The organism is Rhizobium sp. CB3060 (assembly GCF_025200735.1).
Lineage (GTDB): Bacteria > Pseudomonadota > Alphaproteobacteria > Rhizobiales > Rhizobiaceae > Rhizobium.
Genome location: NZ_CP104158.1, coordinates 2,213,152 through 2,238,089, shown reverse-complemented (window position 1 = coordinate 2,238,089; position 24,938 = coordinate 2,213,152). Strand labels below are relative to the sequence as shown.

The following is a 24,938-nucleotide window of genomic DNA, read 5'->3' as shown; positions in this document are numbered from 1 at the left end:
CGGTTTATCTGGGAAGGGGCCTGTTCCCAATTATTCTTTGATCGACAGCCAGCGAGTGCGATGGATGTCCTGGATATTATCGACGAAGCCCTGGACCTTCGGGGCGACGATGTTTTGGGAGACGTAGTAGTAGATCGGGATGGCAGCGCTGTCGTCGAGCGCGAGCTGCTCGGCCTTCTTGTAGATTTCGGCGCGCTTCTTCAGGTCGGTCTGTTCGTTGCCCCGCTTGATCAGCGCATCGTAATCCGGATTGCTCCAGCGGCCATAGTTCATTTCGACACCGGTTGAGAGCAGGTTCAGGAAGTTGATGGGATCGTTGTAGTCGGCGAGCCAGCCGGCGCGGCCGATTTCCACCTGACCGCGCTGCATTTCATCATAATGCACCTTGGTTTCGGTGTTGTAGAGCTCGATATCGACGCCGAGCGGCTTCCACATGGCGGCGATCGCAACGGCGATGCGCTTGTGGTTATCATTGGTGTTGTAGCGAAGCTGCGCTTTCAGCGGATGGTCAGGGCCGAAGCCGGCGTCCTTGAGCAGCTTCTTGGCCTCTTCGACCTTCTGCTTGTAAGGCTCATCCTTCCAGCTCACATAGGCCGGCTCGCCGTAATTGGCCGTGCCCGGCGGTACCCAGGAATACATCGGCAGCTCGCCGGTGCCGAGAATCTTCGGGCCGATGACTTCGCGGTTGACGGCCATGGAGAGGGCCTGGCGGACGCGCTTGTCGTTGAAAGGCGGCTTGGTGGCGTTCAGCACGTAATAGTAGGTGCCGAGGAACGGAACCACATGCGCCTGGCCAGGAAGGTTCTTCTGGATCCAATCAAACTGGTCGGCGGGGAAAGAGGTGAGGATATCGAATTCGCCGGCGCGATAGCGCTTCAGGGCAGCGGCCTGATCTTCCAGCGTGTAATAGTTGACGTTGTCGATCTTGATGTCCTTGGCGTCGTAATACTGGTCACTCTTGACCATGCTGACATGCGAACCGGGCACCCATTCGGTGGGCTTGTAGGGGCCGTTGGTGACGATGTTGCCGATCTTGACCCATTCGTCGCCCTTGGATTCCACGACATGCTTCGGCAGCGGATAGGCCGTGTAGTGCATCAACGCGTTGAGGAAGTAAGGCGTCGGATTTTCAAGAGTGATTTCCAGTGTCTTGTCATCGATTGCCTTGACGCCGAGCTGGCTGAGATCCTTGATTTCACCCTTGTTGATCTTTTCCGCATTCAGGATCGTATATTGCAGGTAGGCATATTGGGCGGCGGTTTTCGGGTCCATCAGGCGCTGGAAGGCAAAGACGAAGTCCTGAGCCGTTACCGGCTGGCCATCGGACCATTTGATGCCGTCACGCAGCTTGAAGGTATAGACCTTCTGATCGGGGGAAATGGTCCAGCTTGCTGCCTGGCCGGGGATCGGGTTGTCCTTAGGATCTTCCGTCACCAGGCCTTCGAAAATATCGCCATCGATACGGTTTTCCCAGTCGCCGGAAATTTTTTGCGGGTCGAGCGACGTCGGGTCGCCGCCGTTGTGGATATTTAGGGTCGCCGCATGTGCAGAGACGCTTAACAACGTGCCGACGAACGCCGACACGATGAACTTCTTGCTGAAATGAGTCATATCTTTCCCCACCTTTCTGGAGCTATGGGCCTTGTTTTTAAGGCTATTTTTATCCCGCAGGTGACCTGTACGTGCAGGTCAATGTCGCAAGTTATCCGATGCAACGTCGCTTTCAAGTCCTAAAGCGAGCGGCGGCTTGAGGCTGTGAATATCTACACTGGCAATTTTCCGAAATCACTTCACGAATTTTTGCGCGTTCAATCCCCGGTTCATCCTTCATCTGGTTTGCCGCTTGCCGCCCAAGGCTTAGTGTGCAATCTGAAGGGTGAGCGGAAATCGAGGCGGATTGTTTCATGAAATCAACGGACAAAGCGGCGGGAGCCGATTGGTGGCGTGGTGCGGTGATCTATCAGGTCTATCCGCGGTCGTTTCAGGATACCGACGCTAATGGGCTCGGTGATATCAAGGGCATCACTCGCCGCCTGCCGCATATTGCCTCACTCGGCGTCGACGCCATTTGGCTGGCTCCCTTCTTCACCTCTCCGATGGCCGATATGGGTTACGACGTCGCCGACTATTGCGACGTCGATCCGATCTTCGGCACGCTCGCCGACTTCGACGAGATGATGACATCAGCGCATGCGCTCGGCCTCAAGGTCATCATCGATCAGGTCATCTCGCATACGTCGGATCGCCATCCCTGGTTCGTCGAGAGCCGGGCAAGCCGCAACAATCCCAAAGCCGACTGGTATGTCTGGGCCGATCCGAAGCCGGATGGCACGGCGCCGAACAACTGGCTGTCGATCTTCGGCGGGCCTGGTTGGGAATGGGACGGCGTGCGTCGGCAATACTACCAGCACAATTTTCTGACCTCGCAGCCGGACTTGAATTTCCACAATAGCGAAGTCCAGGATGCCGTGCTTGCGGCGGTCAAGTTCTGGCTCGATCGCGGTGTTGACGGCTTCCGGTTGGATACGGTGAACTACTATTTCTGCGACAAGAAGCTGCGGGACAACCCGCCGGCCGCGGTTGCCATTGGCGGACTGGATGCGCCGGAAAGCAATCCCTATGGCATGCAGAACCATCTCCATGACAAGACGCAGCCGGAAAACATCGGCTTCCTGAAGCGCTTCCGCAAGCTGCTTGATCAGTATGAAGGGCGCACGACCGTCGGTGAAGTCGGCGACGGCGCCCGCTCGCTGCAGACGGTCGCCGCCTATACCAGCGGCGGCGACAAGCTGCACATGTGCTATACTTTCGATCTGCTCGGACCGGATTTCACACCGGAACATTTCCGCCGCTGCGTCGGCGATTTCCAGGAAAACGTCGCCGACGGCTGGGTTTGTTGGGCTTTCTCCAACCACGACGTAAACCGTCATGTCAGCCGGTTTGCCGAAACGGAGGCCGAGCAACCGCGTGTCGCCAAATTGGCGATTTCCTTGCTGTCCACCTTGCGTGGCTCGATCTGCCTCTATCAGGGTGAGGAATTGGGCCTGCCCGAGGCGGAACTCGCGTTCGAGGATCTTCGGGACCCCTACGGCATTCGCTTCTGGCCGGCCTTCAAGGGCCGCGACGGATGCCGCACGCCGATGCCCTGGGAGGCGGGCCGGGCGCACACAGGCTTTACCACGGCAGACAAATCATGGCTGCCGGTGCCTTATCAGCACGCAGCACTTGCCGTCGACAAGCAGGAGGCGGATGCGCAGTCCGTTCTTCACCACTATCGCGAGACCCTGGCCTTCCGAAAGCGGCATGCAGCGCTGGTCGATGGCGACATGGTCTTCCTCGATACCAAGGAGGACGTCTTCGCTTTTACGCGCAAGAAGGGCGACGAAACACTGCTTTTTGTCTTCAACCTGTCTCGCAAGCCCGTAAAGGTTGCTCTGCCAAAGGGGATCAAGGTGGCGAAAGCTGTGCCGATGCCGGGCTTTGCGACCGCCAACGCCAGCGAGGTGGTGACACTCGCGGCGTTGGATGTGTTCTGCTGCCAGGTGGGGTGATCACCCAATCAGCATAAACTTGTCGACATCGACAAGGCCCCGGTCCGAGATCTTCAGATGCGGGATGACCGGCAGCGGCAGAAAGGCGAGCTGTAGGAAGGGCTCTTCCAGCGTCGCGCCGAGGGCGTAAGCTGCCTGACGCAAGTGATGCAAGGTGTCGCGAACGCTTTCATAGGGTTCAAGGCTCATCAGGCCGGCGACGGGCAGGGCGATTTCGCCGGTGACGACGCCATTTTCGACGACGACGAAGCCGCCGTTGATCTCGCTAAGACGATTAGCGGCGCGGGCCATATCGTCTTCATTGACGCCGACGACACAAATATTGTGGCTGTCGTGACCGACCGTCGAGGCGATGGCACCCTTCTTCAGGCCGAAGCCCTGAACGAAACCATTGGCATGATTGCCGTTCTTGCCATGCCGCTCGATGACGGCGACCTTGATCACATCATTGCCGAGGTCGAGGTCGGTCTGGTTGCCTTTGACTGGCAGGCGATACCGGCGATGCTGCGTGATGATCTTTCCTGGGGTGACGCCGATCACGGAACTTTCGCCCTCGGTCACCGGCACGCCGAAATCGGCGGCATTGATCGGGGGCGCTTTGACGCTATCGAGGCCGACCGGGGCGATGGGCTTGCGGTGGGCGAAAAGCTCCGCGGTGACGCGCCGGCCCGCGGAGAAGACGATCTCCGCCTTGCAGTTCTCCAGACTGTCGATGACGACCAGATCGGCGCGCCAACCGGGCGCCACCAGGCCGCGGTCGCGCAGGCCGAAGGCGCGGGCAGCCGAGATGGAGGCTGCGCGATAAATCGCCAGCGGCTCGACGCCGTGGGCAATGGCGGTGCGGATCATATAATCGAGATGGCCCTGTTCGGCGATGTCGAGCGGATTGCGGTCATCGGTGCAAAGCGCAAGGTAAGGCGACAGGCGTTCGGTCAGGATCGGCATCAGGGCATGCAGGTCCTTGGAGACCGAACCCTCGCGCACGAGGATATGCATGCCTTTGCGGATCTTTTCGAGCGCTTCCTCGGCGGTGGTGCATTCATGCTCGGTGCGGATGCCGGCGGCGAGATAGCCATTGAGGTCGTTGCCGCGCAGCAGCGGCGCATGGCCGTCGATATGGCCGCCCTGGAAAGCCTCGAGCTTGGCCATGCAGACGGGGTCCTTATGCACGACACCGGGGAAGTTCATGAATTCCGCTAGGCCGATGACCTTCGGATGGTCGCGGAAGGGCAGGAGCTTCTCGATCGGCAGGTCGGCGCCTGACGTTTCCAGATGCGTCGCCGGCACGCAGGAGGAGAGCTGGACGCGGATGTCCATGATGGTCTCCAGCGAGGACTCCAGAAAATACTGGATGCCTTCCGTGCCGAGCACATTGGCGATCTCATGCGGATCGCAGATGGCGGTAGTCACGCCATAGGGCAGGACACAGCGATCGTACTCATGCGGCGTCACCAGCGAGGATTCGATATGCAGATGCGTATCGATGAAGCCCGGAACGACGATCCGGCCGGAGATGTCGATCTCCTCGCGGCCCTGATAGCCGCCGCAGGTGCCGACGATACGATCGCCGCAGATGGCGATGTCCGAGGCAACCAGCTCGCCCGTCACCAAGTCGAAGAACCGGCCGTTTTTTAGCACGATGTCGGCAGGCTGCCGGCCGACGCCCTGGTCGATATAGCGTTCGAGTTTGGTGGTCATGGTCATCCCTCGCATATGGATCGCCCCTCATGCCGGCTCTTCTGCTGAAGCAAAAGGAGGCGTGAGGGGCGCAGTTTTGTTCGAGCTTATGCCTCAGATATTATTCTGCAAGATATCCCTGAGCTTGCCGAAGAGTTCGTCGATATGGTGCTTTTCGATGATCAGTGGTGGGGAGAGTGCGATGATGTCGCCGGTGGTGCGGATCAGCAGGCCTTTTTCGTAGGCCTTCAGGAAGGCGGTGAAGGCACGCTTGGTGGGTTCGCCGGCGATGGGGTCGAGCTCGATGGCGCCGATGAGGCCGGTGTTTCTGATGTCGATGACACCAGGGCAGTCCTTCAGGGAGTGCAGGGCGTCAGCCCAGTAGTCCGAAAGTTCGGCAGCGCGTGTCAGCAGGCCCTCTTCTTTGTAGGTATCGAGCGTCGCAAGAGCCGCGGCAGAGGCGATCGGGTTGCCGGAATAGGTGTAGCCATGGAAGAACTCGATCATGTGCTCGGGTCCCTGCATGAAGGCGTCGTGGATTTCCGAGGTCACGAAGACTGCGCCCATCGGGATAACGCCATTCGTCAGGCCCTTTGCGGTCGTGATCATGTCCGGCTTCACGTCGTAATATTGCGCGGCGAAGGGGGTGCCGAGGCGGCCGAAACCGGTGATGACTTCATCGAAGATCAGCAGGATGCCGTGCTTGGTGCAGATTTCACGCAGCTTCTGCAGATAACCCTTCGGCGGGATCAGCACGCCGGTGGAGCCGGCGACCGGCTCAACGATGACGGCGGCGATCGTGGAGGCGTCGTGCAGGGTGACGATGCGCTCCAGCTCGCTGGCGATATCGCCGCCATGCTCGGGCTCGCCGCGGGTGAAGGCATTCTTGCCGGGAAGATGCGTGTGGGGCATGTGGTCGACGCCGGTTAGCAGCGTGCCAAACATCTTGCGGTTGGAGACGATGCCGCCCACGGAGATGCCACCGAAATTGACGCCATGATAGCCGCGCTCGCGGCCGATGAGGCGGAAACGGGAGCCGTTGCCCTTCACGCGATGGTAGGCGAGCGCCACCTTGAGCGCGGTTTCGACGGATTCAGAACCTGAATTGGTATAGAGAACATGGTTCATGCCCTCCGGCGCAATGTCCACCAGCCGGTTTGCCAGCTCGAAAGCCTTGGGATGGCCGAGCTGGAAGGCCGGCGCATAGTCGAGTTCGCCCGCCTGCTGGCGAATGGCTTCGGTGATCTTCGGCCGGCAGTGGCCGGCATTCACGCACCACAGACCCGCAGTTCCGTCCAGCACCTGCCGACCGTCATGGGTCGTATAGTACATATCCTTGGCGCTAACGAAGAGGCGCGGCTCCTTCTTGAACTGACGATTGGCCGTAAACGGCATCCAGAAGGCGCGCAAATCGTTGGGGGTGGCATTCAAACGGTCGGACATGCTGTTCTCCAATGGCCATTCGGGGGCCATTTCCCGATCGCGGTGCGAAACCGCGTGATTATTTACTGCCCGGTCAAATTATCAGTCGGCCCCCTGACGTCAAGACAAAGGTAGGGGACAGGGGATGACGAGGGGCGGTTTCGCTTTGGCCCGGTCTCCTCCACTGTGTCGCGAACCGCCGAGGATAAGCCGCTAAACGCGAAAAGGCTGGCAAATTGGGAAATTTGCCAGCCAAATCAGTTATATATGTGGTGATGAAAGGGGGCTTGATCTTAAGGGTCGGAAATTATCTTTTCCTTAGAGATCTTGCCTCGACATACCTAGAGCCAGTTTTGGCTATTAAGCAGCCGATCTACTTTTTTCCGGTTCACAATAAATGTCTTCCAGCGTTTCCAGAACCCGAATGACCGAGTCTGAAGTACTGGAGTAGTAAATCGTTTGAGCATCGCGGCGGGTCTTCACCAGCTTCTGGGCGCGCAGCTTCGAAAGATGCTGGGAGAGTGCAGATTGGCTGAGCCCCACCTGATTGGCCAATACGCCAACCGGAACTTCCCCTTTGACCAGGCTGCAAAGAATCATAAGGCGCTTCGGGTTCGCCATAGCAGATAATAATGCTGCCGCCACGTTGGAGTGTTCGGCCAAATTTCTTGTCTTCATCTTTTAATCTTCCTAATGCGGAGCGTACATCAGAAATTGCGGGGGTATTTTTCTAATCGGGGAATTAATCCGATAAGTAACAATACCAATATAGGCCAAAGATTGTATATACCTAAATTTAAGGTATCGAGTATGCTATTTTAGATATGTATGTATGAGTGCCCTGCAACTCCGACAATGGTGGGTCAAATTCCCATCTTAGCGTCTCATCTCCCCGAATTAGGTCGATTCCTGCCATATCTAAGCCACAAATACGCCAATTTTTACCGCCCGATCCTCTCAACCTCTCCACTATAGTTGTAATGATACAAGGGTAGTGGGCTAGTAATTCTCGCACTATCGCATCTGCCTGTTCAGCAATCATCTCGCTAGCCGTCGAGAGAATCATCAGATCGTTCCCGGGCAGGACATATGCTTTTCCAAAACCGCCATTAAGACTGGCGGTAAGCGGTATGAGGCGGAAAAAGCAGAAATCGGCAAAATCGGCATAAAGCTTTGCCTTGGGGTACCGGGCGAGAAAGCGCGAACGAATGCGTCCGTACAGACGGTTTTCGCGATCGACGCGTTCGGCGTTGCATTGAACGCTGAGGCGCGGATGGGCGAGCGGGTCGCCTTTGCCTGGTTCCCCGAAGAGAAGCGAGGCGCGGGGATCTCTCGCCAGCGCCTTGGTATGGGCTGAAAGGCCGGAGACGAGAATGACGGGCACGCCGTCGATATCCGTGCCGGTCAGTACGCGGCTGACGGAAGGGAAGCCTGTTTCCGGATCGATGACGGCCATGGCCGCATAACGAGCGGCGCGCAGCAGGATACGTGCCTGCTTGCGCGCCTCGTCATCGGTTTCCCGCAATACGGACGGTTTATCGTTCATAGTCGCTCTCTCGCAGGGCAGGAGAGAGCATGAGGATAGACTACTCTCTCCGCCGGTGGCTGGTGAGGCCAGCCACGACATCCTGGGCGGAAATCGTCCCGATAATCACGCCGTTGTCAACGACGCCGATATTGCCGGGCTGATGCGTCAGCGCGTCGAGGATATCGACGAGCGGCGTTGTGGCCGTTGCGGTGGCAGTGACCGAGCCGCCTGCTGCGGAGTGGCCGAGACCCTGTTGCATGACGTCGCGGGCGGTCAACATGCTGATCGGGTTCATGTGCTGCACGAAGTCAGCGACATATTGATCGGCGGGGTTCTTGACGATTTCCTGCGGCGTGCCGCACTGGATGATCCGTCCGCTCTCCATGATGGCGATGCGGTTGCCGATGCGGAAGGCCTCGTCGAGATCGTGGCTGACGAAGAGGATCGTCCGCTTCAGACGGCGCTGGAATTCCAGAAGTTCGTCCTGCAGGCGGGTGCGGATCAGCGGATCGAGCGCAGAGAACGGCTCGTCCATGAGCAGGATCGGCGCGCCGGTTGCAAACGCACGGGCGAGGCCGACGCGCTGCTGCATGCCGCCAGAGAGCTCGTTGACCTTGCGGTTTGCCCATTGAGTCAGGTTGACGAGTTGCAACTGCTCGTCGACGCGCTTCTTGCGCTCAGCCTCGGGCACACCGGCCAGCTCCAGTCCGAAGCCGACATTATCGGCGACGGTACGCCAGGGCAGCAACGCGAACTGCTGGAACACCATCGAAACGGTATGCATGCGCAGGTCGCGCAGCGCCTTGGGGTTACAGCTATACGGATTGACCGGTCCGGTCTTGCTATTGACAATGACATCGCCGCGCACGACCGGCGCCAGGCCGTTGACCGCGCGCAGGAGCGTCGACTTGCCTGAGCCGGAGAGGCCCATGAGCACGAGGATTTCGCCTTCCTCGATCTCGAGCGAGGCGTTGGCGACGCCGAGCACCAGGCCGGTCGCCTTGCCGATCTCGTCGCGCGACTTGCCGGCATCGGCAAGTTTCAGCGCTGTCTCGGGACGATCGCCGAAGATGATGCTGACATTTTTGAAGCCGACGGCGGTGGTCATGATTTTTCTCCTTCGCCGGGGGCACGGAACATGCGGTCGAGAATGATCGCCAGGATGACGATGCAGGAGCCGGAATCAAAGCTCTTGGCGACGTTGACGCTGTTCAATGCGCGCAGTACCGGGACGCCGAGGCCAGGCGCGCCGACGAGGGCAGCGATGGAGACCATCGAGAGCGAGAGCATGATCGTCTGCGTCAAGCCGGCCATGATCTGTGGCGTGGCAAAGGGCACCTCGACCTTGCGCAGCACCTGTCGCGGTGTCGCACCGAAGGCTTCGGCTGCTTCGACGAGAGAGGGCGGCGTCGAGATGATGCCGAGGCGGGTCATACGGATCGATGCGGGAATGGCGAAGACGACGGTGGCGATCAGGCCCGGTACCATGCCGAGGCCGAGCAGAATCATCGCCGGCACCAGATAGACGAAGGTCGGGATAGTCTGCATCAGGTCGAGGACCGGTCGCATGAAGGCGTAGAGCCATGGACGGCGAGCGGCGGCGATGCCGAGGGGGACGCCGACGAGCATACAGACGAAAGTGGAGGCCAGCACCAGCGCAAGCGTCTCGGTCGTCTCCTTCCAGTAACCCTGGTTGATGGTGATCAACAGGCCGACCAGGGTCAGGATCGTGACCGGAATGCTCCGGCGCAGCCAGTAGGCAACGGCCGCGAAAATGATCACAACGACCAGCGGATGCGGTGCCTGCAAGAGGAACAAAAGTCCTTTGATCCCATGCGAGGCAACGAAGGAAAGGCCGTCGAAGAACCATATGAAATTGCTCGTCAGCCAATCCACGAAGGCCTTGGCCCATGGACCGATAGGGATGCGGTAATCGTTTAACCAGTTCACGTCTTTGCCCACCATTGGGGCGGCGATTCCGGGCGTCTCAAATAATTCCGGATAGGGCCGCCGGAGAATAACGGCCTATGGCGCCATGCGGGTCGCTGCCCGATGTGTGACGCAATAGGAGGGAAGCAGTCTCGTTCACGGAAGAGAAAGGGGCGGTTGAGCCGCCCCTTGTCCCCGGATGTCAAAGGCCGAGCTTGGACTTGATTGCCGCCTGCCCATCACTGCCGTCCTTGGCGGTGACGCCAGCGAGCCAGGGAGTAACCGCGGTCGGATTAGCCTTCAGCCATTCCGTGGCAGCCGCCTCCGGCTCCTTGCCGTCATTCAGGATCTTGCCCATGATCTCGTTTTCCATCGGCAGCGAGAAGACGAGGTTTTTAACGAAGGTGCCGACATTCGGGCATTCCTGCAGATAGCCTGCGCGGACGTTGGTATAGACGGTTGCGCCGCCGAAGTTCGGTCCGAAGATGTCGTCACCGCCCGTGAGGTAGGTCATTTTGTAGGTCGTGTTCATCGGGTGGGGAGCCCAGCCGAGGAAGACGATCGGCTTGCCTTCCTTGTCGGCCCGCGAAACCTGGGCAAGCATGCCCTGTTCGGAGGACTCGACCACTTCGAAGCCCTTGAGGCCGAAGGTGTTCTTGTCGACCATGTCGATAACCAGGCGATTGCCGTCATTGCCCGGCTCGATGCCGTAGATCTTGCCGTCGAGATCATCCTTGTGCGTGGCGATATCCTTGAAATCCTTGATACCGAGCTCCGCGCCCTTTGCGTTCGTCGCAAGCGTGTATTTCGCACCTTCGAGATTGGGGCGAACGGTTTCGACCGACTTGTCGGCGGCAAACGGTTTGATGTTCTCGGCCATGGAGGGCATCCAGTTGCCGAGGAACACGTCGATGTCCTTGTTCTTCAACGACTGATAGGTCACCGGCACGGCGAGCACTTTGACGTCGGTGTCGTAGCCGAGCGCCTTCAGGAGGACGGAGGCCGTCGCCGTGGTGGAGGTGATGTCGGTCCAGCCCACATCGGCGAAATGTACGGTGCCACAGCTTGCCGGCTCAGCGGCGGATGCGGTGGTTGCACCCAGCGTCAGCGCGGAAAGAGCTGAGGCGAAGGCAAATGCGGTTAAAGTCATTTTTATCATTGTGTGACTCCCAGTCTAACGTTCCCAAGCAACCACCAATAACTGACATTTTCAAGCGACCTCATTGTATTTGCGCCGGTTTGCGGGGGCTGATTGCGACTCCCTTACGTTTTTTTCAGCCGTGTGTTGCCGAGGCGATCTTGTTCCACCTAAGCCCGCAATTCCTGTGGTTTTCGCCAAAGGCGTCTTTCCTTCCGGCGATGGAAAACCCATGAGACGCTCAAGGAGAATATCATGGCCAAGCTTTACTTCCACTATTCAACGATGAACGCCGGCAAGTCGACCATGCTGCTGCAGGCGGCCTATAATTATCAAGAACGCGGCATGCGGACCGTTGCCTTTATCGCCGCCCTGGATGACCGCGCCGGTCGCGGCAAGATCGCCTCGCGCATCGGCCTGGAGATGGCCGCCACACCTTTCGATCAAACGGACGATCTCTTTGCGATGGCGGACAATCTGCACGCCGAGGAAGCGCTTGCCTGCGTCTTCGTCGACGAGGCGCAGTTCCTCTCGCGCGAGCAGGTTTGGCAGCTTGCCCACATCGTCGATCGCCTCGGCGTGCCCGTCATGGCTTACGGGCTGCGCACGGATTTCCAAGGCAAGCTGTTTCCGGGCTCGCAGGAACTTTTGACGATTGCCGACGAGATGCGCGAGGTGCGGACGATCTGCCACTGCAGCCGCAAGGCGACGATGCTGGTGCGCCTCGACGGACAGGGCAGGGTGGTGCATGAGGGGGCGCAGATCGAGATCGGCGGCAGCGACAAATATGTTTCTCTCTGCCGCCGTCACTGGGAAGAGGCCATGGCCGGGGAGTGAAGTGCCCGCGGCATTGCGTCATCCGGCAGGCGGCGGCGAATTTCTCTATGGTCGCGGCTGTCGGGAATACGTCCAGACATCCGATGGTGGAGGAATCATGAAGTTGCGCTGTCTGACGGCCGTGGCCGCCGTTCTTTTTTCCGCTTCGGCCGCGCTTGCCGATGGGGATGCAGTTGCCGGTGCGGCAGTCTTCAAGAAGTGCGCCGTCTGCCACACGGCAACCGAACATGAGAACCATGTCGGGCCGTCGCTGATGGGCGTCGTCGGTCGTCCCGTCGCCACCATCCCCGATTACAGCTATTCGCCGGCGATGAAGGCGTTCGGTGCCGACGGCAAGGTCTGGGACGAGGCGCTGCTCAGAAAATATCTGCCCAGTCCGCAATTCCTGGTGAAGGGCACGAAGATGACTTTCCCCGGTTTGAAGAGTGACAAGGATCTGGACAATCTGATCGCCTATTTGAAGAGCCCGGCTGTCGCACACTGAGGCTGGCTTGCACGCTCGGGGCATTTTCTTTGCGCATATAAGCGGTTAGTCTCGCTGGCAACGGCAATTGAGAGACGCTTTCATGGTCAAGGCCCACTCCTTCGACGGCGAAATCGACAAGGCCCGCGCGATGCTTGAGGACGCGATCAAGGGCATGGATGCGGCCAATGCCGGGCTCGGCCGCAATGCCAAGGGCAATGGACGTTTCGATGCCATCAATTTCCCGGTGGAAGAGGCGCTGGTACGCGAGACGATCGAGTTGCTCGATCGCTGGAAAACCCTGGCGCTGTCGCTGGTGAAGCAACTCGATTTATTGACCGCGGCCGCGGATTTGCAACACCGGCGGCTGTTCGATGAGAAGGCCGGGATCGATACGTCGGGGCTGCTCGGGCGCCGGATGGGCCAGGGCCGTGCCGAGCCGGCGTCGATCGCGGCCGATCTCGATGCGGCCCTTGCAGCGTCAGCGTCGCTCGATACGCAGTTCAAGACCGCCCGACCGGCGCTGGTTCGGTCCTTCCGCGATTGCGAGGCGCATCTCGTGCGGATCATCGAGCGGCGGCAGCATATTGATTTCGAGATAGAAGAAGTGCAGCGCCAAGCGGATGCTTTTATTCCAAGAATTTTCGACCGGCGCAGCAGCATTTCCAGCGCTCGCGATGTCGCTTCACGATCGGAATTGGAGGCGGAGTATAGCAGGTTGGTCGCCGAGCAGGATGCTCTTCATGAGCAGGAGCGGGCATTGCAGCCGGGGCGGACAGCGCTACAGCGGCTGATCGATATCTACGAGGAACTGGCGAATGTCCTCAACGTAAAAATCGCCGCCGTCAATGCGATGGCGGGCAAGCTTGCCATCGACATCGAGCAGCGGATTGCCTTGCTGAACGCGGTGATATCGGAAGCTGTGCCGCCGTTGCCGGCCACCGAAAGGCCAGCCAGGGTTGCCGCTCTGATCGCGGCCTTCGAGGCGAACGTGCTTGCGGGGCATGATCTCGCTGCGCGCAAGGCTCGCGCCGATGACGTCTTTACGCGGCGGCTGGAGCCGCATCTGCTGGCCGCCCCTGCGGCTGTCGTCGAGTCGTCGGCTGAGACCGAGCCGGAGACCTGATCATTGATTGAAAAATGACAACAGCCGGTTGCTGTCTCCCTTGGGAACACATATCTGCTTGAGCGAGAATAGCGACATGCCTCCACATGCATGAAAATCCAGAGCGATTTTCATGCACGTGCAGGCTCAAGGTGTCCTGCGTCCCATGCTTGTCCAAGGGACGCGCGGCGCAGCAAAGGAGAGGTTCATGCTTGATTCGATCGCCGCGTTCTTCAAGCGGATCGGCCGCGCCATTGCACGCGGCCTGGGGCTTCTCGTCGTTTGGATACTCTGGCCTTTCCTCGCCGCTCACGGCTGGTACCGGCAGCGCAATTGGCTGATCAAGCTGCCGATTGCCGTCTTCCTGGCGCTGATCGGGACGCTCTACATCTATTTTATCTGGCAGACGCAGGCCTGGAGCGGCTTCGATGCCAATTATCCTGACGTCTACAAGTTTTCAGACCGCAAGGTCGGGGCAGGGCAGGAACTGCCGGCCGTGAATGGACAGCAGGCCGTCGCGAATACGCCGAAGACCTGCCAGACCTCCGCGATCGTCGACGTTACCGCTGACCTCACCGATTTCAACGTCAACCAGAATGCCTGGATCTCCTCGATGCTGCTCTACAAGCTGGGGTTCTTCGGCATGAGCTGGGATGACACGCCTTTCCTCGACAACAAGGCGGCGTTTCAGCGCGGCGTGAACCAGGCGGTGCGGCGCACTTCGGTAGAACTGGTCGATACGCTCGGCCGCGTGCGCGGCACATCCGGCATCAACAGCGATCTGCAGAGCGCGCGTGGCAATCTGCAATTCGACGAAACGAGCTGGTATTTCGGCATGCGTCCCTTTGGTCCGAAGACGCCCACACCGAGCTATTATCGCGCGGCAATCGGCAGCCTGCGCAAGTTCAACAACGATCTCGGTACCTGTAATGCCGTGTTCGACAGCCGCGCCGACAACCTCCTGCAATTCATCGATCGCGTCGCCAACGATCTCGGCAGTACCTCGGACATTCTGGCGGAGCGATCGGAGAACCACAATTACGGCTGGTTTGACATGCGCGCCGATGACCGTTTCTGGTTCGCCTACGGTCAGCTCTATGGCTATTACGGCATCCTGAGCGCCGTTGGCGCCGATTTCCAGCAGGTCATCGCCGAGCGCAATCTTGGTACGCTCTGGACCGGCACCATGAAGCAGTTGCAAGCCGCCTTGCGGATCCAGCCGGCGATCATTTCGAACGGGCGCGAAGACGGCTGGATCATGCCGAGCCATCTCGCGACCATGGGATTCTACATCCTGCGTGTGCGCTCGAATCTGGTGGAGATGCGCACCGTTCTCGGTGGCCGTTAAAGGGCAAGGCGGTCGTTAGTGGAATTTGGTAAAACGACTAGCTAATGAGCTTTAATCGGATGGCCTTGGCGACCAGCTGCGTGCGATTAACGCAATCGAGCTTCCGGATCGCATTGGTCATATAGGCGTTGACCGTGTGATCGGAGAGGGAAAGAATTTGGCCGATCTCGACTGAAGTTTTGCCCTGCGCCGTCCAGCGAACCACTTCCAGCTCCCTGGCGGAAAGCATATGCGGCACGGAACCGTCGTTGCGCTTGATGCAATTGTAGGTGTCGAGCCCTTGCAGCATGATCATGGTGAGCTCGTTGAGCTCGCTCTGCCCAAGACTGCTGCGATTGCCCATGAACCAGAAGACGAGGCGCTGTCCGTCAGAGGAATTGATGGGAATAACGATGCCCATCGTACAATTGTGGTTGGTGAAGAGTGTGCGCAGCTCGCGCGGCAGGTCCATGTCCTGGACGGCGCCCTTTTCCAGCAGGTGCCACGGGCGCGGCATGACAGAGTCCCGCGCACGCATCAACATGGAGCAGCGGCGGAGCAACTGGTAACGATCGAAATCACGCAGAAACTGCGGCGGCAGCGAGCCTTCGACGACAAGCGGCGCCAGCATGGAATCTTCCGAAGCCGGAGCGTTCATGAGGGCTACGTGGCTGAAACCGAAAGCGGAACTCGCACGCTCCAAAGCCTGTGCAAAAGCCGTCTGTGTGCGGGCCGTTGCCAACTCGGCGGAAAGCAATAATTGTCTCTCGGCGGTGATGATATAGGACATTTGGATATAGGCGCCCATAGCGTGTTATCGGTATCAAATACCGGATTTCCGGGCGAATGCTAGAGACAAATTTGCGACACCATTCAGAAATAATTCCATTTTCATATGTCTTAATATGGTAAAGTTCTGATTTGTATTACTTTTCCGAAAAGTGACATTTTCGAGCAAAAATCTTGCTGCCTTGACTTCTCCACTGCTGCACAGGTGTGAGCGTCGCTCACGTCCGGAAATGACAGGCGGCAATGTCGGCCGATCGGCCATGGGCGAGGGCCGACGGACGGCCATCAAGGCTTGCCTTGCGAAGGTCAAAAGCGATTGCTATCGGTCTTTCATAGCAATCGCTTCCAGGCTTCTAGTTTATGATCTTCCGTTTGTTCCCGCAGCATGTCGCTCGGCGTTGCCAAAGGGCCTTGTGGCTCCTGGCAACCGTTTTGCTTCTGTTGCCTTCCTTCACGCCTGCTGAGGCTGCCGGCGCTGGCGCCGGGCAATCCATGGACTTCATTCTGGTGCATGGTGACATGGCCTGGTGCCGCGCCAATAATAACTGCCCGGACTGGATCTCCGCCGAAGGGCAGATCATGGCGGATTCGCCGAAGAAATTGCAAAGGCTGCTGAAACGCCTCGGCGGCAGGAAATTGCCGATCATCGTCAGCTCGCCGGGCGGTGATGTTCGGGCGGCCATGGAGATGGCCTACGTCATTCGTAAGCAGAAACTTGCGATTGCTGTCGGCAGGACGCGTTCGCGCGATTGCTCCTATGCCGAGCCGATCTGTTCGGCTGCCCGCGCAAAGGATGGCTCCATCAGGGGCGAGACTTTTTCCCTCGGCGCCATCTGCTTTTCGGCGTGCCCGCTGTTTTTTGCCGGCGGCACCGAGCGTGTCTCCAGCCCCTTCGCGCTCCTTGGCGTTCATCAGATCACCACCACCTACAGCGAGGTGCGCGTCCAATACCGCACGGAATATGAATTGGTGAATGGCAAGCGAAAGGTCCTGTCCACACGGGAGGTGGGGCGCAAATTCGTCGGCAAGCACGATACGACCAAGCTCGATCGGAAACAGACGGCGAGGCTCGTCGGTTTTCTGAATGAGATGGGCGTTGATAAATCGCTTGTCGGCCTGATGCTCGGCACTCGGCCGAGTTCGATCCATCTCATCGCGCAGATGGATGCACTGAAGCTGCGATTGACGACGGAGCTTGCCGCTGCCGACCAACTCGTTGCCGCAAGGGACTGTAAGAGCAACCAATCGATTGCGGAGTGTGCTGCCCCGCCGGCCGCCTCGAGTGCCCCGGCAGCCGTCGGCGAATAACAGCGCTTTTTTGGCCTCAGGCGTCCTTGCCTTTGGCCTTTGCCATGATCTTTTCGAGATAGCCGAGCAGAAGCGCCGAGACGACGAAGGCGAGGTGCATGATCGTCAGCCACATCAGTTTGCCGTTCTCATATTGGGTGGCATTGAGAAATATCTGCAGCAAGTGGATCGACGAAATGGCGACGATGGAAGAGGCGACCTTGATCTTCAGGCTGCCGGAATCGAGCTTGCCGAGAAAGGAGACTTCGTCGTCGGCCTCGTCGAAGCGGCTGACGAAATTTTCGTAGCCGGAAATCATCACCATGACGATGAGGCTGGCCACCAGTGCGGCATCGATCAGGCCGAGAATGGCGAGAATCATATCCGCCTCGTCATACTCAAAGACGCCGGCGGCGACCTTCAGGAATTTGTAGCCGAACGAGACGCCATAGATGGCGAGCGCAGCCGCAAGGCCGAGATAGAAGACCACCAGAATCCAACGGCTGGAGAGAATGATGCGCTCGACCAGTAATTCCAGGGACTTCATGCCTTATCCTTTTCCATTCGCTTTACAGCTCGCCCGCGAAAATAGGTCTGCCAGTGCTTTGCTGCAAGGCAGCATGGTTTCGGAAAGGACTGCAATCTGCGGCTATTCACAGTCGATATTTATTGGGCTATCCCGGCAGGGTGAATGCCTCCATGTTCAGGGCGGGAACGGGTGTTATGACAGCGGTGAAATCCGATATAGAAATCGCGCGCGCCGCGAAGAAATTGCCGATCGTCGAGATCGGTGCCAAGCTCGGCATTCCCGCCGAAGATCTCGCGCCTTACGGGCATGACAAGGCGAAGATCGGAGCGAAGTTCATCGCTTCGAAGGCGGGCAACAAGGACGGCAAGCTGATCCTCGTCACCGCCATCAATCCGACGCCGGCCGGCGAGGGGAAGACGACGACGACCGTTGGCCTCGGCGACGGCCTCAACCGTATCGGCAAGAAGGCGATCGTCTGCGTGCGTGAGGCCTCGCTCGGACCTTGCTTCGGCGTGAAGGGCGGCGCGGCGGGCGGCGGCTATGCGCAGGTCATTCCCATGGAAGACATCAACCTGCATTTCACCGGCGATTTCCACGCCGTCACTGCGGCGCACAATCTTTTGGCGGCGCTGATCGACAATCATATCTATTGGGGCAACGAACAGAATATCGATGTCCGACGCATCACCTGGCGCCGCGCCATGGACATGAACGACCGGGCTCTGCGCGATGTCGTCACCTCGCTTGGTGGCGTCGCCAATGGTTTCCCGCGCGAGAGCGGTTTCGATATCACCGTCGCCTCAGAAGTCATGGCGATCCTCTGCCTGGCTTCCGATCTGACGGACCTGGAAAAGCGGCTCGGCAACATCATCATCGGTTACCGCCGCGACCGTACGCCGGTCTATGCCCGCGACCTCAAGGCGGATGGGGCAATGGCGGTACTGCTCAAGGACGCGATGCAGCCGAACCTGGTGCAGACGCTGGAGAACAATCCGGCCTTAGTGCATGGCGGCCCTTTCGCCAATATCGCCCATGGCTGCAATTCGGTGATCGCCACACGCACGGCGCTGAAGCTCTGCGACTATGTCGTCACCGAAGCAGGCTTTGGCGCTGATCTCGGCGCAGAAAAATTCTTCGACATCAAGTGCCGTAAGGCCGGCCTTTCTCCGGATGCTGCCGTTATCGTCGCGACGGTAAGGGCACTGAAGATGAATGGCGGTGTGAAGAGGGACGATCTCGGGCAGGAGAATGTCGCAGCCCTGGTGAAGGGCTGCGCCAATCTCGGCCGGCACGTCGCCAATGTCCGCAAATTCGGCGTGCCGGTCGTTGTTGCCATCAATCACTTCATCTCGGATACGGATGCGGAGATCGAGGCGCTGAAGAATTATGTGGCGCGTCTCGGCGCCGAGGCTATCCTCTGCCGCCACTGGGCCGAGGGATCGGCGGGGATCGAAGAGCTTGCCTATAAGGTGGTCGAGCTTGCCGAATCCGGCCAGGCGAAATTCCAGCCCCTCTATCCCGACAATCTCTCCCTGCTTGAAAAGATCGAGATCGTCGCCTCGAAGATCTATCACGCCGGCGAGGTGACCGCCGACAAGGCCGTGCGCGACCAACTGCGCTCCTGGGAGGATCAGGGCTACGGCCATCTGCCCGTCTGTATGGCGAAGACGCAATATTCCTTCTCCACGGACCCGAACGTCCGCGGCGCGCCGGAAGGTCATATTGTGCCCGTCCGCGAAGTGCGTCTCTCCGCCGGCGCCGGCTTCGTCGTCGTTATCACCGGCGAGATCATGACGATGCCGGGCCTGCCGAAATCACCGGCAGCAGAACGGATTTTCCTCAATGATCAGGGGTATATCGAGGGATTGTTTTAAGTTCTGATTCCAGTGCAACTGCGTCTGCGAATCCGCGGCCGGCTCAAGTCTGAGATTTAGTGGCAATATCTGAACTCGCCGTTCCTTTTCAGCACGTCCAGATGGAAATGCGTCTCGTGCGCGGCATCGCTGTCCGGGTCGAGGACGGTTCTGAAGTAAAGGCAGGCGGAGGCGCTGGCGCTGCGCTGGAACGCACCTGTCAGCGTCGGGTCTTCGTGGCGAGGCTCGATGCCGACGATCTTGCCGTTTTCGAAGGTGAAGCTGGCAATGTCGATGGCATTGCCGCGTGCATGTTCCGAAATCTTGCCGGTGGTGGCGTTGTTGCGCAGGCGGCAGATATAGGTCGAGGCCTGGTTGATCTCTGTAATCCGGCCATTGTCCTTCAGCGCGATTGCGGCGGCGGGGATCACGCTTTCCTTCATCCAGTGGGCTAGTGCCAGGGCGGCCTCGCAGCGCAGTGTGCCTTCCGGTTTCATCTTGATGCCCGGCAATGGTTCGGAGAGGGCAATCGGCTTGTCGATGCCGCAGCCGTTGCCATCATCGATGCGGGGAATGTCCTTGAATACCGCACCCATGGCACTCAATTCTCCAAGACAGGCCTGATGCTCTTCGTCCGATTCCGCTGCGATGGTCAGCGGTGGCTTTGGCGGCCCCTGCATTTCCTTGGCGGGTGGTTCGGTCTCGGAAGCCTCTGGTTTCGGTGCCGGCACCGGAAGATCGCTGGGCGGTTCAGTCTCGGAGGCCTCCGGTTTTTGAGCCGGTATCGGCAGGTCGCTGGGCGCCTGGGTTTGTTCGCTATCCGGCTTGGGCTGCGGCATCGGGCCGGTCTCGGGGAGGGAGGCGGCCGTCAACATGGCGACGGCGGTGGTGACGGAGATGATCCGGAATAGCATCAAGTATTTCACCCATTTCTAATAGCAACGCCGGGAGAAACGCTCGATACAGCGATTTCGTTGCAATTCAGCAACTTTATTGGTTTGCCTTAAAACATGATAATTTTATTCATGATTATTCTGGCTGAATATATTGACAATTATAGTCATGTTTTTTATGCGGCAGAAAGAAGGCGGAAATTGCTCCGCTTCGTTAACTAAAATGAACCCAGCCAGCCCCTTGCGTGCGTCAGAAGCACCAACCAGCCAGCCCGGTGAAGCAATTCGAAAGGAATGGTTATGGTTGTCCGGCGATCCCGCTCGGTTCTCTTGGCATGCACGGCGTTTCTGGCCTTTGGGCTCGGCACGGCCTCTTATGCGCAGACGGCAAATCAAAATGATACGACCTCGGGCGAAGCGGCGGCGAAGAGCGATCGCGGAACGGAGCTGAAGCCGATCGTGGTCAAGGGGAAAGCGTCGAAAGATGTGCTCGCCGACTCGCCGACGACCACCGAGACGACAGCTCAGGAGATCGACGACAATCAGATCACCCGTATCGAGGACCTCGGCCGCAGTACTGAGGTCGGCGTCGGCTTCGACCGCACCAGCGGCAGCATCAATATTCGCGGCCTGGAAGACGACCGCGTGTTGACGACGATCGACGGCATCGAAGTCCCGTTCCTGCTCGACGGCGCGCGTGATGCGGATGGCGGCGTCAACAGTTTCGACTTCAACACGCTTTCGACAGTCGACATCGTACGGGGCTCCGATTCCAGCCGCGCTGGTTCCGGTGCCCTTGGCGGCGCTTTCGTGCTGCGCACGCTGGAGCCGGAAGACCTGATCGGCGCCAACGCCACCTGGGGCGGCGTCTTCAAACTCGGCTATAATGGCGACGACCGCAGCCTCGGCGGGTCAGCCGCCGTTGCCAAGCGCATCGACAATACCGCTGTCCTTTTCGAGGCCGGATATACGCACGGACATGAGCTGGAAAACAACGGCGACGTTGGCGGCTATTCCACCAAGCGCACTGAAGCCGATCCGGCCGACTACAACCAGCGCAACGGCCTCTTCAAGATCCGCCAATACACCGATGTCGGCACCTTCGGCATCACGGCGGAGCATTTCAATAAGGACACAGACACCGATTGGCGCAGCAAGCAGAGCCCGACCGGCAACTTCCGCCCCGGCAACTATGATGAGACCGACAATATCGAACGCAACCGCGTTTCGCTCGACTACAAATACGAAGCTGACAGCAAGGATTCTCTGATCGATACCGCCAATGCGGTTTTTTACTGGCAGAATTTGCTGCGCGAAAACGGCGCCGAAGGATATCGCTATACCTCCGTCATCGGCGATTATTGGCGCCGCAACGAGGTCGAGGATCGCAGCATCGGCTTCAACGGCAATGCCTCGAAGGCTTTCGACACCGGCAGCCTGCATCACAACGTCACCTTCGGCCTCGACGTCGCCTTCACCAAGACGCATCAGTATTCGGCCGGTGGCGATAGCTGCAATCTTCCCCGTTGGCGCGCTACTTGCGCATTCCTGCACACCAACCAGTCTGATATGCCGGATGTTGACGGCAAGCGCGTCGGCGCCTTCGTCGACGACAAGATCGAGATCGGGTCCAGTGGTTTCTCTTTGACGCCGGGCCTGCGCTTCGACTGGTACGACTATTCGCCAAAGAATACCGACGCCTATCGCGACAGCGCCAACTATACCAGCCTGCCATCCGGACAGTCCGATACCCGCTTCTCGCCGAAGCTGCGTGCGGCGTACCAGCCGCAAGACAATGTCGAGCTTTATGCGCAATGGGCCATGGGTTTCCGTGCGCCGAATGTTAGCGAACTCTACCTGAACTATGGCGTCCCCGGCGGCTATGTCAGCTACGGTAATCCCGATCTGAAGCCGGAGACCAGCAATGGCGTCGAAATCGGCGCGAACCTCGGCGATGATGATTTCGGCGGCCATATCGGCGGGTTCTACAACAAATACAAGAACTTCATCGACAGCGAGAACTCCGTCGATCCGACAGGCACTTATCCGCTGGGGATCACCGAGTACTTCAACCGCGCCAATGTCCGTATCTTCGGCATCGAGGTCAATGCGCACAAGAAGTTCGACAACGGCATCCATATCAAGGGTGCGCTCGCCTATGCCAATGGCAAGGACTCCGACACTGGCGAATGGCTCGACTCCGTCGCTCCGGCCAAGGCTGCCTTCACCGTCGGCTATGCCACCGAGATCTGGGGAACCGACCTGACCTTCATCACGGCGACGAGCGAACCGAAGAAGGATGGCGACAGCTTCCGCACGCCGGGCTACGGCATCTTCGATCTGACGGGATGGTGGGAGCCGGAGCAGGTGAAGGGCCTGACGCTGCGCGCCGGCGTCTACAACATCTTCAACAAGACCTATTACGACGCACTCAATGTCGCTTCGACCAGCCTGACCCAGCCGCACGAATTCTATTCGGAACCGGGCCGGACCTTCAAGCTGACGCTGACGCAGAAGTTCTAAGCGAGCTCATCGTGATGGCAGAAAGGGCGGTGCTTCGGCATCGCCCTTTTCCTATTTTCTGGCCTTCGTGCTGTCCGTATTGCCGGTCGACTGGTCAGGCCTGATCCGCGAGCAGCGCTCTTACCTTGTCTACATCCGACGATGTCGCGGGATTGTAAACCACCATGCCGAGATCGGGCCTGCCGTCGACCGTAAAACTTGAATATTCGAGGGCGATCGGACCGGCGGTCGGATGATGCAGATGCTTGGTGCCCTCGCCATAGCTGCGCACGTCGTTGTCGCGCCACATCGCCTCGAATTCCGGGCTTCGGCGGCTGAGATCCTCGACCAGGCCTTTGACGTTTTCGGCGGCTCCGGCCCGGGCCACTTCAGTGCGGAACGCCGCCACGATGAAGCGGGCATCGGCCTCCCATTCCGGCATGGCGTTGCGCACACGGGAGCTGGAGAAAACGAGACGCAGAATGTTGCGTTCTTCCGGCGGGATATCGCCATAGTTTGCAAGCACGATCGAGGCGGCGCGGTTCCAGGCGATGATGTCCCAGGTGGAATTCTTCACAAGCGCCGGGCTGAGCTCCAGCGAGTCCAGCACGCGTTGAAGCCGTGGTGTCACCCCCTCGGCCGGCTGGTAACGGACCTCGGGCGGCCGGCCCAAGGCAAGCAGGAAGAGGTGCTCGCGCTCGACATTCGTCAGCATCAGGGCGCGGGTGATCCGGTCCAGCACATCGGCCGAGGGCGCGCCGCCGCGGCCCTGTTCGAGCCATGTGTACCATGTCGCGCTGATATTGGCGCGTTGTGCCACTTCCTCGCGCCGCAGCCCGGCCGTTCGCCTGCGCCCCGGCGGAAGGCCAAAAGCGGTCGGATCGAGCTTGGTGCGGCGATCCCGGAGGTAGGTTCCAAGCGGGTTGTGGTCTGCGGCCGGCATGTTCGTCCTATTAGTCATTATACCCGTATAAGGTCACTACTTTACCCTGATAATTGATCCGTGGATAGTGTTCTCAGTTTGAACCTGGAGAATTTCCCATGCGTGTTTTTGTTACCGGCGCGACCGGTTTCGTAGGGTCCGCTGTTGTTGCTGAATTGATCGCTGCCGGCCATCGGGTGCTCGGTCTCACCCGCTCTGAGGCCGGTGCCAAATCTCTTGTCGCCGCAGGTGCCGAAGTGCATCGAGGCGATCTTGAAGTTTTGGAGAGCCTGCGCAACGGCGCGGCCGCTTCGGATGGCGTGATCCATACCGGTTTCAATCACGACTTCTCGAAAATTGCGGAAAATTGCGAGATGGACAGGCGCGTCATCGAGGCACTCGGCTCGGCGCTGGCGGGTTCCGACCGCCGCCTGATCGTTACCTCCGGGACCGGGCTGCTTTCGCCGGGTCGTCTCGCGACCGAAGACCAGATTCCGGAATTCGGTCCCGCTTCGTTTCCTCGCGTCGCTTCCGAGCAGGCGGTTTTGTCGATTGCCGCGAAAGGGGTGCGCGCATTGGCGATGCGACTTCCTCCCTCGGTCCACGGTGTCGGCGATCATGGTTTCGTTCCGATCCTCATCCGCATCGCCCGCGAGAAAGGTGTTTCCGCCTATATCGGCGAAGGGCAGAACCTCTGGCCGGCTGTTCATCGCTTCGACGCCGCCCGTCTCTACCGGCTTGCGATCGAGACGGAGTCCGGGGCCGCCCGATACCACGGCGTCGCCGAAGAGGGCGTGCCGTTCCGGGAGATCGCCGGCGTGATCGGCCGCCGCCTGAACCTGCCGGTCGTCAGCAAGACGCAGGAGGAGGCCGCAGAGCACTTCGGCTGGTTCGCACATTTTGCCGGGCTCGATTGCCCGGCCTCCAGCCAACGGACACGGGAATTGCTGGGATGGCTGCCGGAGCAGCCCGGCCTCCTTCAGGACATCGATCGCGACGAATATTTCGCAGCCTGAGCAATTGGACGAAGCCGGGCGCATGGACATGCTCGGCTTCGTCGTCTCGAACGTCGGATTGCCTATAAACGCCGCGCGATTGTCTATCGCAGCGTTCAATGCTATCAAGGCAGCGCAACCTATTGAGAGAGGAGGACCGCATGATGACGTTTGTCTGGCGTAATCGCCAG

Annotated in this window: 21 protein-coding genes; 9 read left to right on the top strand and 12 right to left on the bottom strand. The window is 59.2% G+C overall.

Features of this window, described 5'->3' with window-relative positions; all coding sequences use genetic code 11:
* Window positions 1–30: 30 nt before the first annotated feature.
* The gene (locus N2601_RS10870) at window positions 31–1,611 is read right to left on the bottom strand and encodes a peptide ABC transporter substrate-binding protein (protein ID WP_104823804.1); all 1,581 of its coding nucleotides are present in this window, start codon (window positions 1,609–1,611) and stop codon (window positions 31–33) included.
* 293 nt (window positions 1,612–1,904) lie between these two features.
* Here N2601_RS10870 and bglA point away from each other — a divergent pair, with 293 nt between their 5' ends.
* A complete protein-coding gene (bglA, locus tag N2601_RS10865) occupies window positions 1,905–3,551 on the top strand; it encodes a beta-galactosidase BglA (protein WP_104823803.1) in 1,647 nt (548 codons plus the stop codon).
* Here the strand turns inward: bglA and ade are convergent, their stop codons facing one another.
* From ade to N2601_RS10830, 7 genes are all read right to left on the bottom strand, one after another.
* The gene (gene ade, locus N2601_RS10860; RefSeq protein ID WP_104825166.1) at window positions 3,552–5,249 is read right to left on the bottom strand and encodes an adenine deaminase; all 1,698 of its coding nucleotides are present in this window, start codon (window positions 5,247–5,249) and stop codon (window positions 3,552–3,554) included.
* Window positions 5,250–5,342: 93 nt separating this feature from the next.
* Window positions 5,343–6,671, bottom strand: a complete 1,329-nt coding sequence (locus tag N2601_RS10855) for an aspartate aminotransferase family protein (protein WP_104823802.1) — start codon at window positions 6,669–6,671, stop codon at window positions 5,343–5,345.
* Between the two features lie 339 nt (window positions 6,672–7,010).
* Window positions 7,011–7,328, bottom strand: a complete 318-nt coding sequence (locus tag N2601_RS10850) for an ArsR/SmtB family transcription factor (protein ID WP_028751732.1) — start codon at window positions 7,326–7,328, stop codon at window positions 7,011–7,013.
* Window positions 7,329–7,446: 118 nt separating this feature from the next.
* Window positions 7,447–8,196: a HugZ family pyridoxamine 5'-phosphate oxidase gene (locus N2601_RS10845; RefSeq protein ID WP_104823801.1), complete on the bottom strand. Its 750-nt coding sequence runs from the start codon at window positions 8,194–8,196 to the stop codon at window positions 7,447–7,449.
* Between the two features lie 40 nt (window positions 8,197–8,236).
* Window positions 8,237–9,286, bottom strand: coding sequence for a choline ABC transporter ATP-binding protein (gene choV / locus N2601_RS10840; protein ID WP_104823800.1), 1,050 nt, complete (start codon window positions 9,284–9,286; stop codon window positions 8,237–8,239).
* Entirely contained in the window at window positions 9,283–10,143 is an 861-nt protein-coding gene (gene choW, locus N2601_RS10835; protein WP_245463873.1) for a choline ABC transporter permease subunit, read from the bottom strand. The genes choV and choW overlap by 4 nt, the downstream gene beginning before the upstream one ends.
* Before the next feature lie 166 nt (window positions 10,144–10,309).
* A complete protein-coding gene (locus N2601_RS10830) occupies window positions 10,310–11,266 on the bottom strand; it encodes a choline ABC transporter substrate-binding protein (RefSeq protein ID WP_104823799.1) in 957 nt (318 codons plus the stop codon).
* A 234-nt stretch (window positions 11,267–11,500) separates the two neighbouring features.
* Here N2601_RS10830 and N2601_RS10825 point away from each other — a divergent pair, with 234 nt between their 5' ends.
* The 4 genes from N2601_RS10825 (at window position 11,501) to N2601_RS10810 (ending at window position 14,998) form a co-directional block, all read left to right on the top strand.
* The gene (locus N2601_RS10825; protein WP_104823798.1) at window positions 11,501–12,082 is read left to right on the top strand and encodes a thymidine kinase; all 582 of its coding nucleotides are present in this window, start codon (window positions 11,501–11,503) and stop codon (window positions 12,080–12,082) included.
* A gap of 97 nt (window positions 12,083–12,179) precedes the next feature.
* Window positions 12,180–12,566 carry a c-type cytochrome gene (locus N2601_RS10820; protein WP_104825164.1) on the top strand — a complete coding sequence of 129 codons (387 nt, stop codon included), beginning with the start codon at window positions 12,180–12,182 and terminating at the stop codon, window positions 12,564–12,566.
* An 82-nt stretch (window positions 12,567–12,648) separates the two neighbouring features.
* Window positions 12,649–13,671: a hypothetical protein gene (locus N2601_RS10815; RefSeq protein ID WP_104823797.1), complete on the top strand. Its 1,023-nt coding sequence runs from the start codon at window positions 12,649–12,651 to the stop codon at window positions 13,669–13,671.
* A 187-nt stretch (window positions 13,672–13,858) separates the two neighbouring features.
* Window positions 13,859–14,998 (top strand): DUF2333 family protein, encoded by a 1,140-nt coding sequence (locus N2601_RS10810; protein ID WP_104823796.1) that lies wholly within the window; start codon window positions 13,859–13,861, stop codon window positions 14,996–14,998.
* A gap of 37 nt (window positions 14,999–15,035) precedes the next feature.
* Here N2601_RS10810 and N2601_RS10805 read toward each other — a convergent pair whose 3' ends face one another.
* A complete protein-coding gene (locus tag N2601_RS10805) occupies window positions 15,036–15,767 on the bottom strand; it encodes a helix-turn-helix transcriptional regulator (protein ID WP_104825163.1) in 732 nt (243 codons plus the stop codon).
* Window positions 15,768–16,198: 431 nt separating this feature from the next.
* On the opposite strand from N2601_RS10805, the gene N2601_RS10800 reads away from it, so the two are divergent.
* The gene (locus N2601_RS10800; RefSeq protein WP_260303086.1) at window positions 16,199–17,074 is read left to right on the top strand and encodes a COG3904 family protein; all 876 of its coding nucleotides are present in this window, start codon (window positions 16,199–16,201) and stop codon (window positions 17,072–17,074) included.
* Between the two features lie 16 nt (window positions 17,075–17,090).
* On the opposite strand, the gene N2601_RS10795 is transcribed toward N2601_RS10800, so the two are convergent.
* Window positions 17,091–17,600: a TIGR00645 family protein gene (locus tag N2601_RS10795; RefSeq protein WP_104823794.1), complete on the bottom strand. Its 510-nt coding sequence runs from the start codon at window positions 17,598–17,600 to the stop codon at window positions 17,091–17,093.
* A 176-nt stretch (window positions 17,601–17,776) separates the two neighbouring features.
* Here N2601_RS10795 and N2601_RS10790 point away from each other — a divergent pair, with 176 nt between their 5' ends.
* Complete coding sequence (locus tag N2601_RS10790) at window positions 17,777–19,456, top strand: formate--tetrahydrofolate ligase (protein ID WP_260303085.1); 1,680 nt, start codon at window positions 17,777–17,779, stop codon at window positions 19,454–19,456.
* A 56-nt stretch (window positions 19,457–19,512) separates the two neighbouring features.
* Here the strand turns inward: N2601_RS10790 and N2601_RS10785 are convergent, their stop codons facing one another.
* Window positions 19,513–20,349 carry an extensin family protein gene (locus tag N2601_RS10785; RefSeq protein WP_104823792.1) on the bottom strand — a complete coding sequence of 279 codons (837 nt, stop codon included), beginning with the start codon at window positions 20,347–20,349 and terminating at the stop codon, window positions 19,513–19,515.
* A 279-nt stretch (window positions 20,350–20,628) separates the two neighbouring features.
* On the opposite strand from N2601_RS10785, the gene N2601_RS10780 reads away from it, so the two are divergent.
* Window positions 20,629–22,851, top strand: coding sequence for a TonB-dependent hemoglobin/transferrin/lactoferrin family receptor (locus N2601_RS10780; RefSeq protein WP_260303084.1), 2,223 nt, complete (start codon window positions 20,629–20,631; stop codon window positions 22,849–22,851).
* A gap of 94 nt (window positions 22,852–22,945) precedes the next feature.
* On the opposite strand, the gene N2601_RS10775 is transcribed toward N2601_RS10780, so the two are convergent.
* Window positions 22,946–23,773 carry a helix-turn-helix transcriptional regulator gene (locus N2601_RS10775; protein WP_260303083.1) on the bottom strand — a complete coding sequence of 276 codons (828 nt, stop codon included), beginning with the start codon at window positions 23,771–23,773 and terminating at the stop codon, window positions 22,946–22,948.
* Window positions 23,774–23,871: 98 nt separating this feature from the next.
* Between N2601_RS10775 and N2601_RS10770 the strand changes: the two genes are divergently transcribed.
* Window positions 23,872–24,768, top strand: a complete 897-nt coding sequence (locus N2601_RS10770) for an SDR family oxidoreductase (RefSeq protein ID WP_260303082.1) — start codon at window positions 23,872–23,874, stop codon at window positions 24,766–24,768.
* Window positions 24,769–24,938 lie beyond the last annotated feature (170 nt).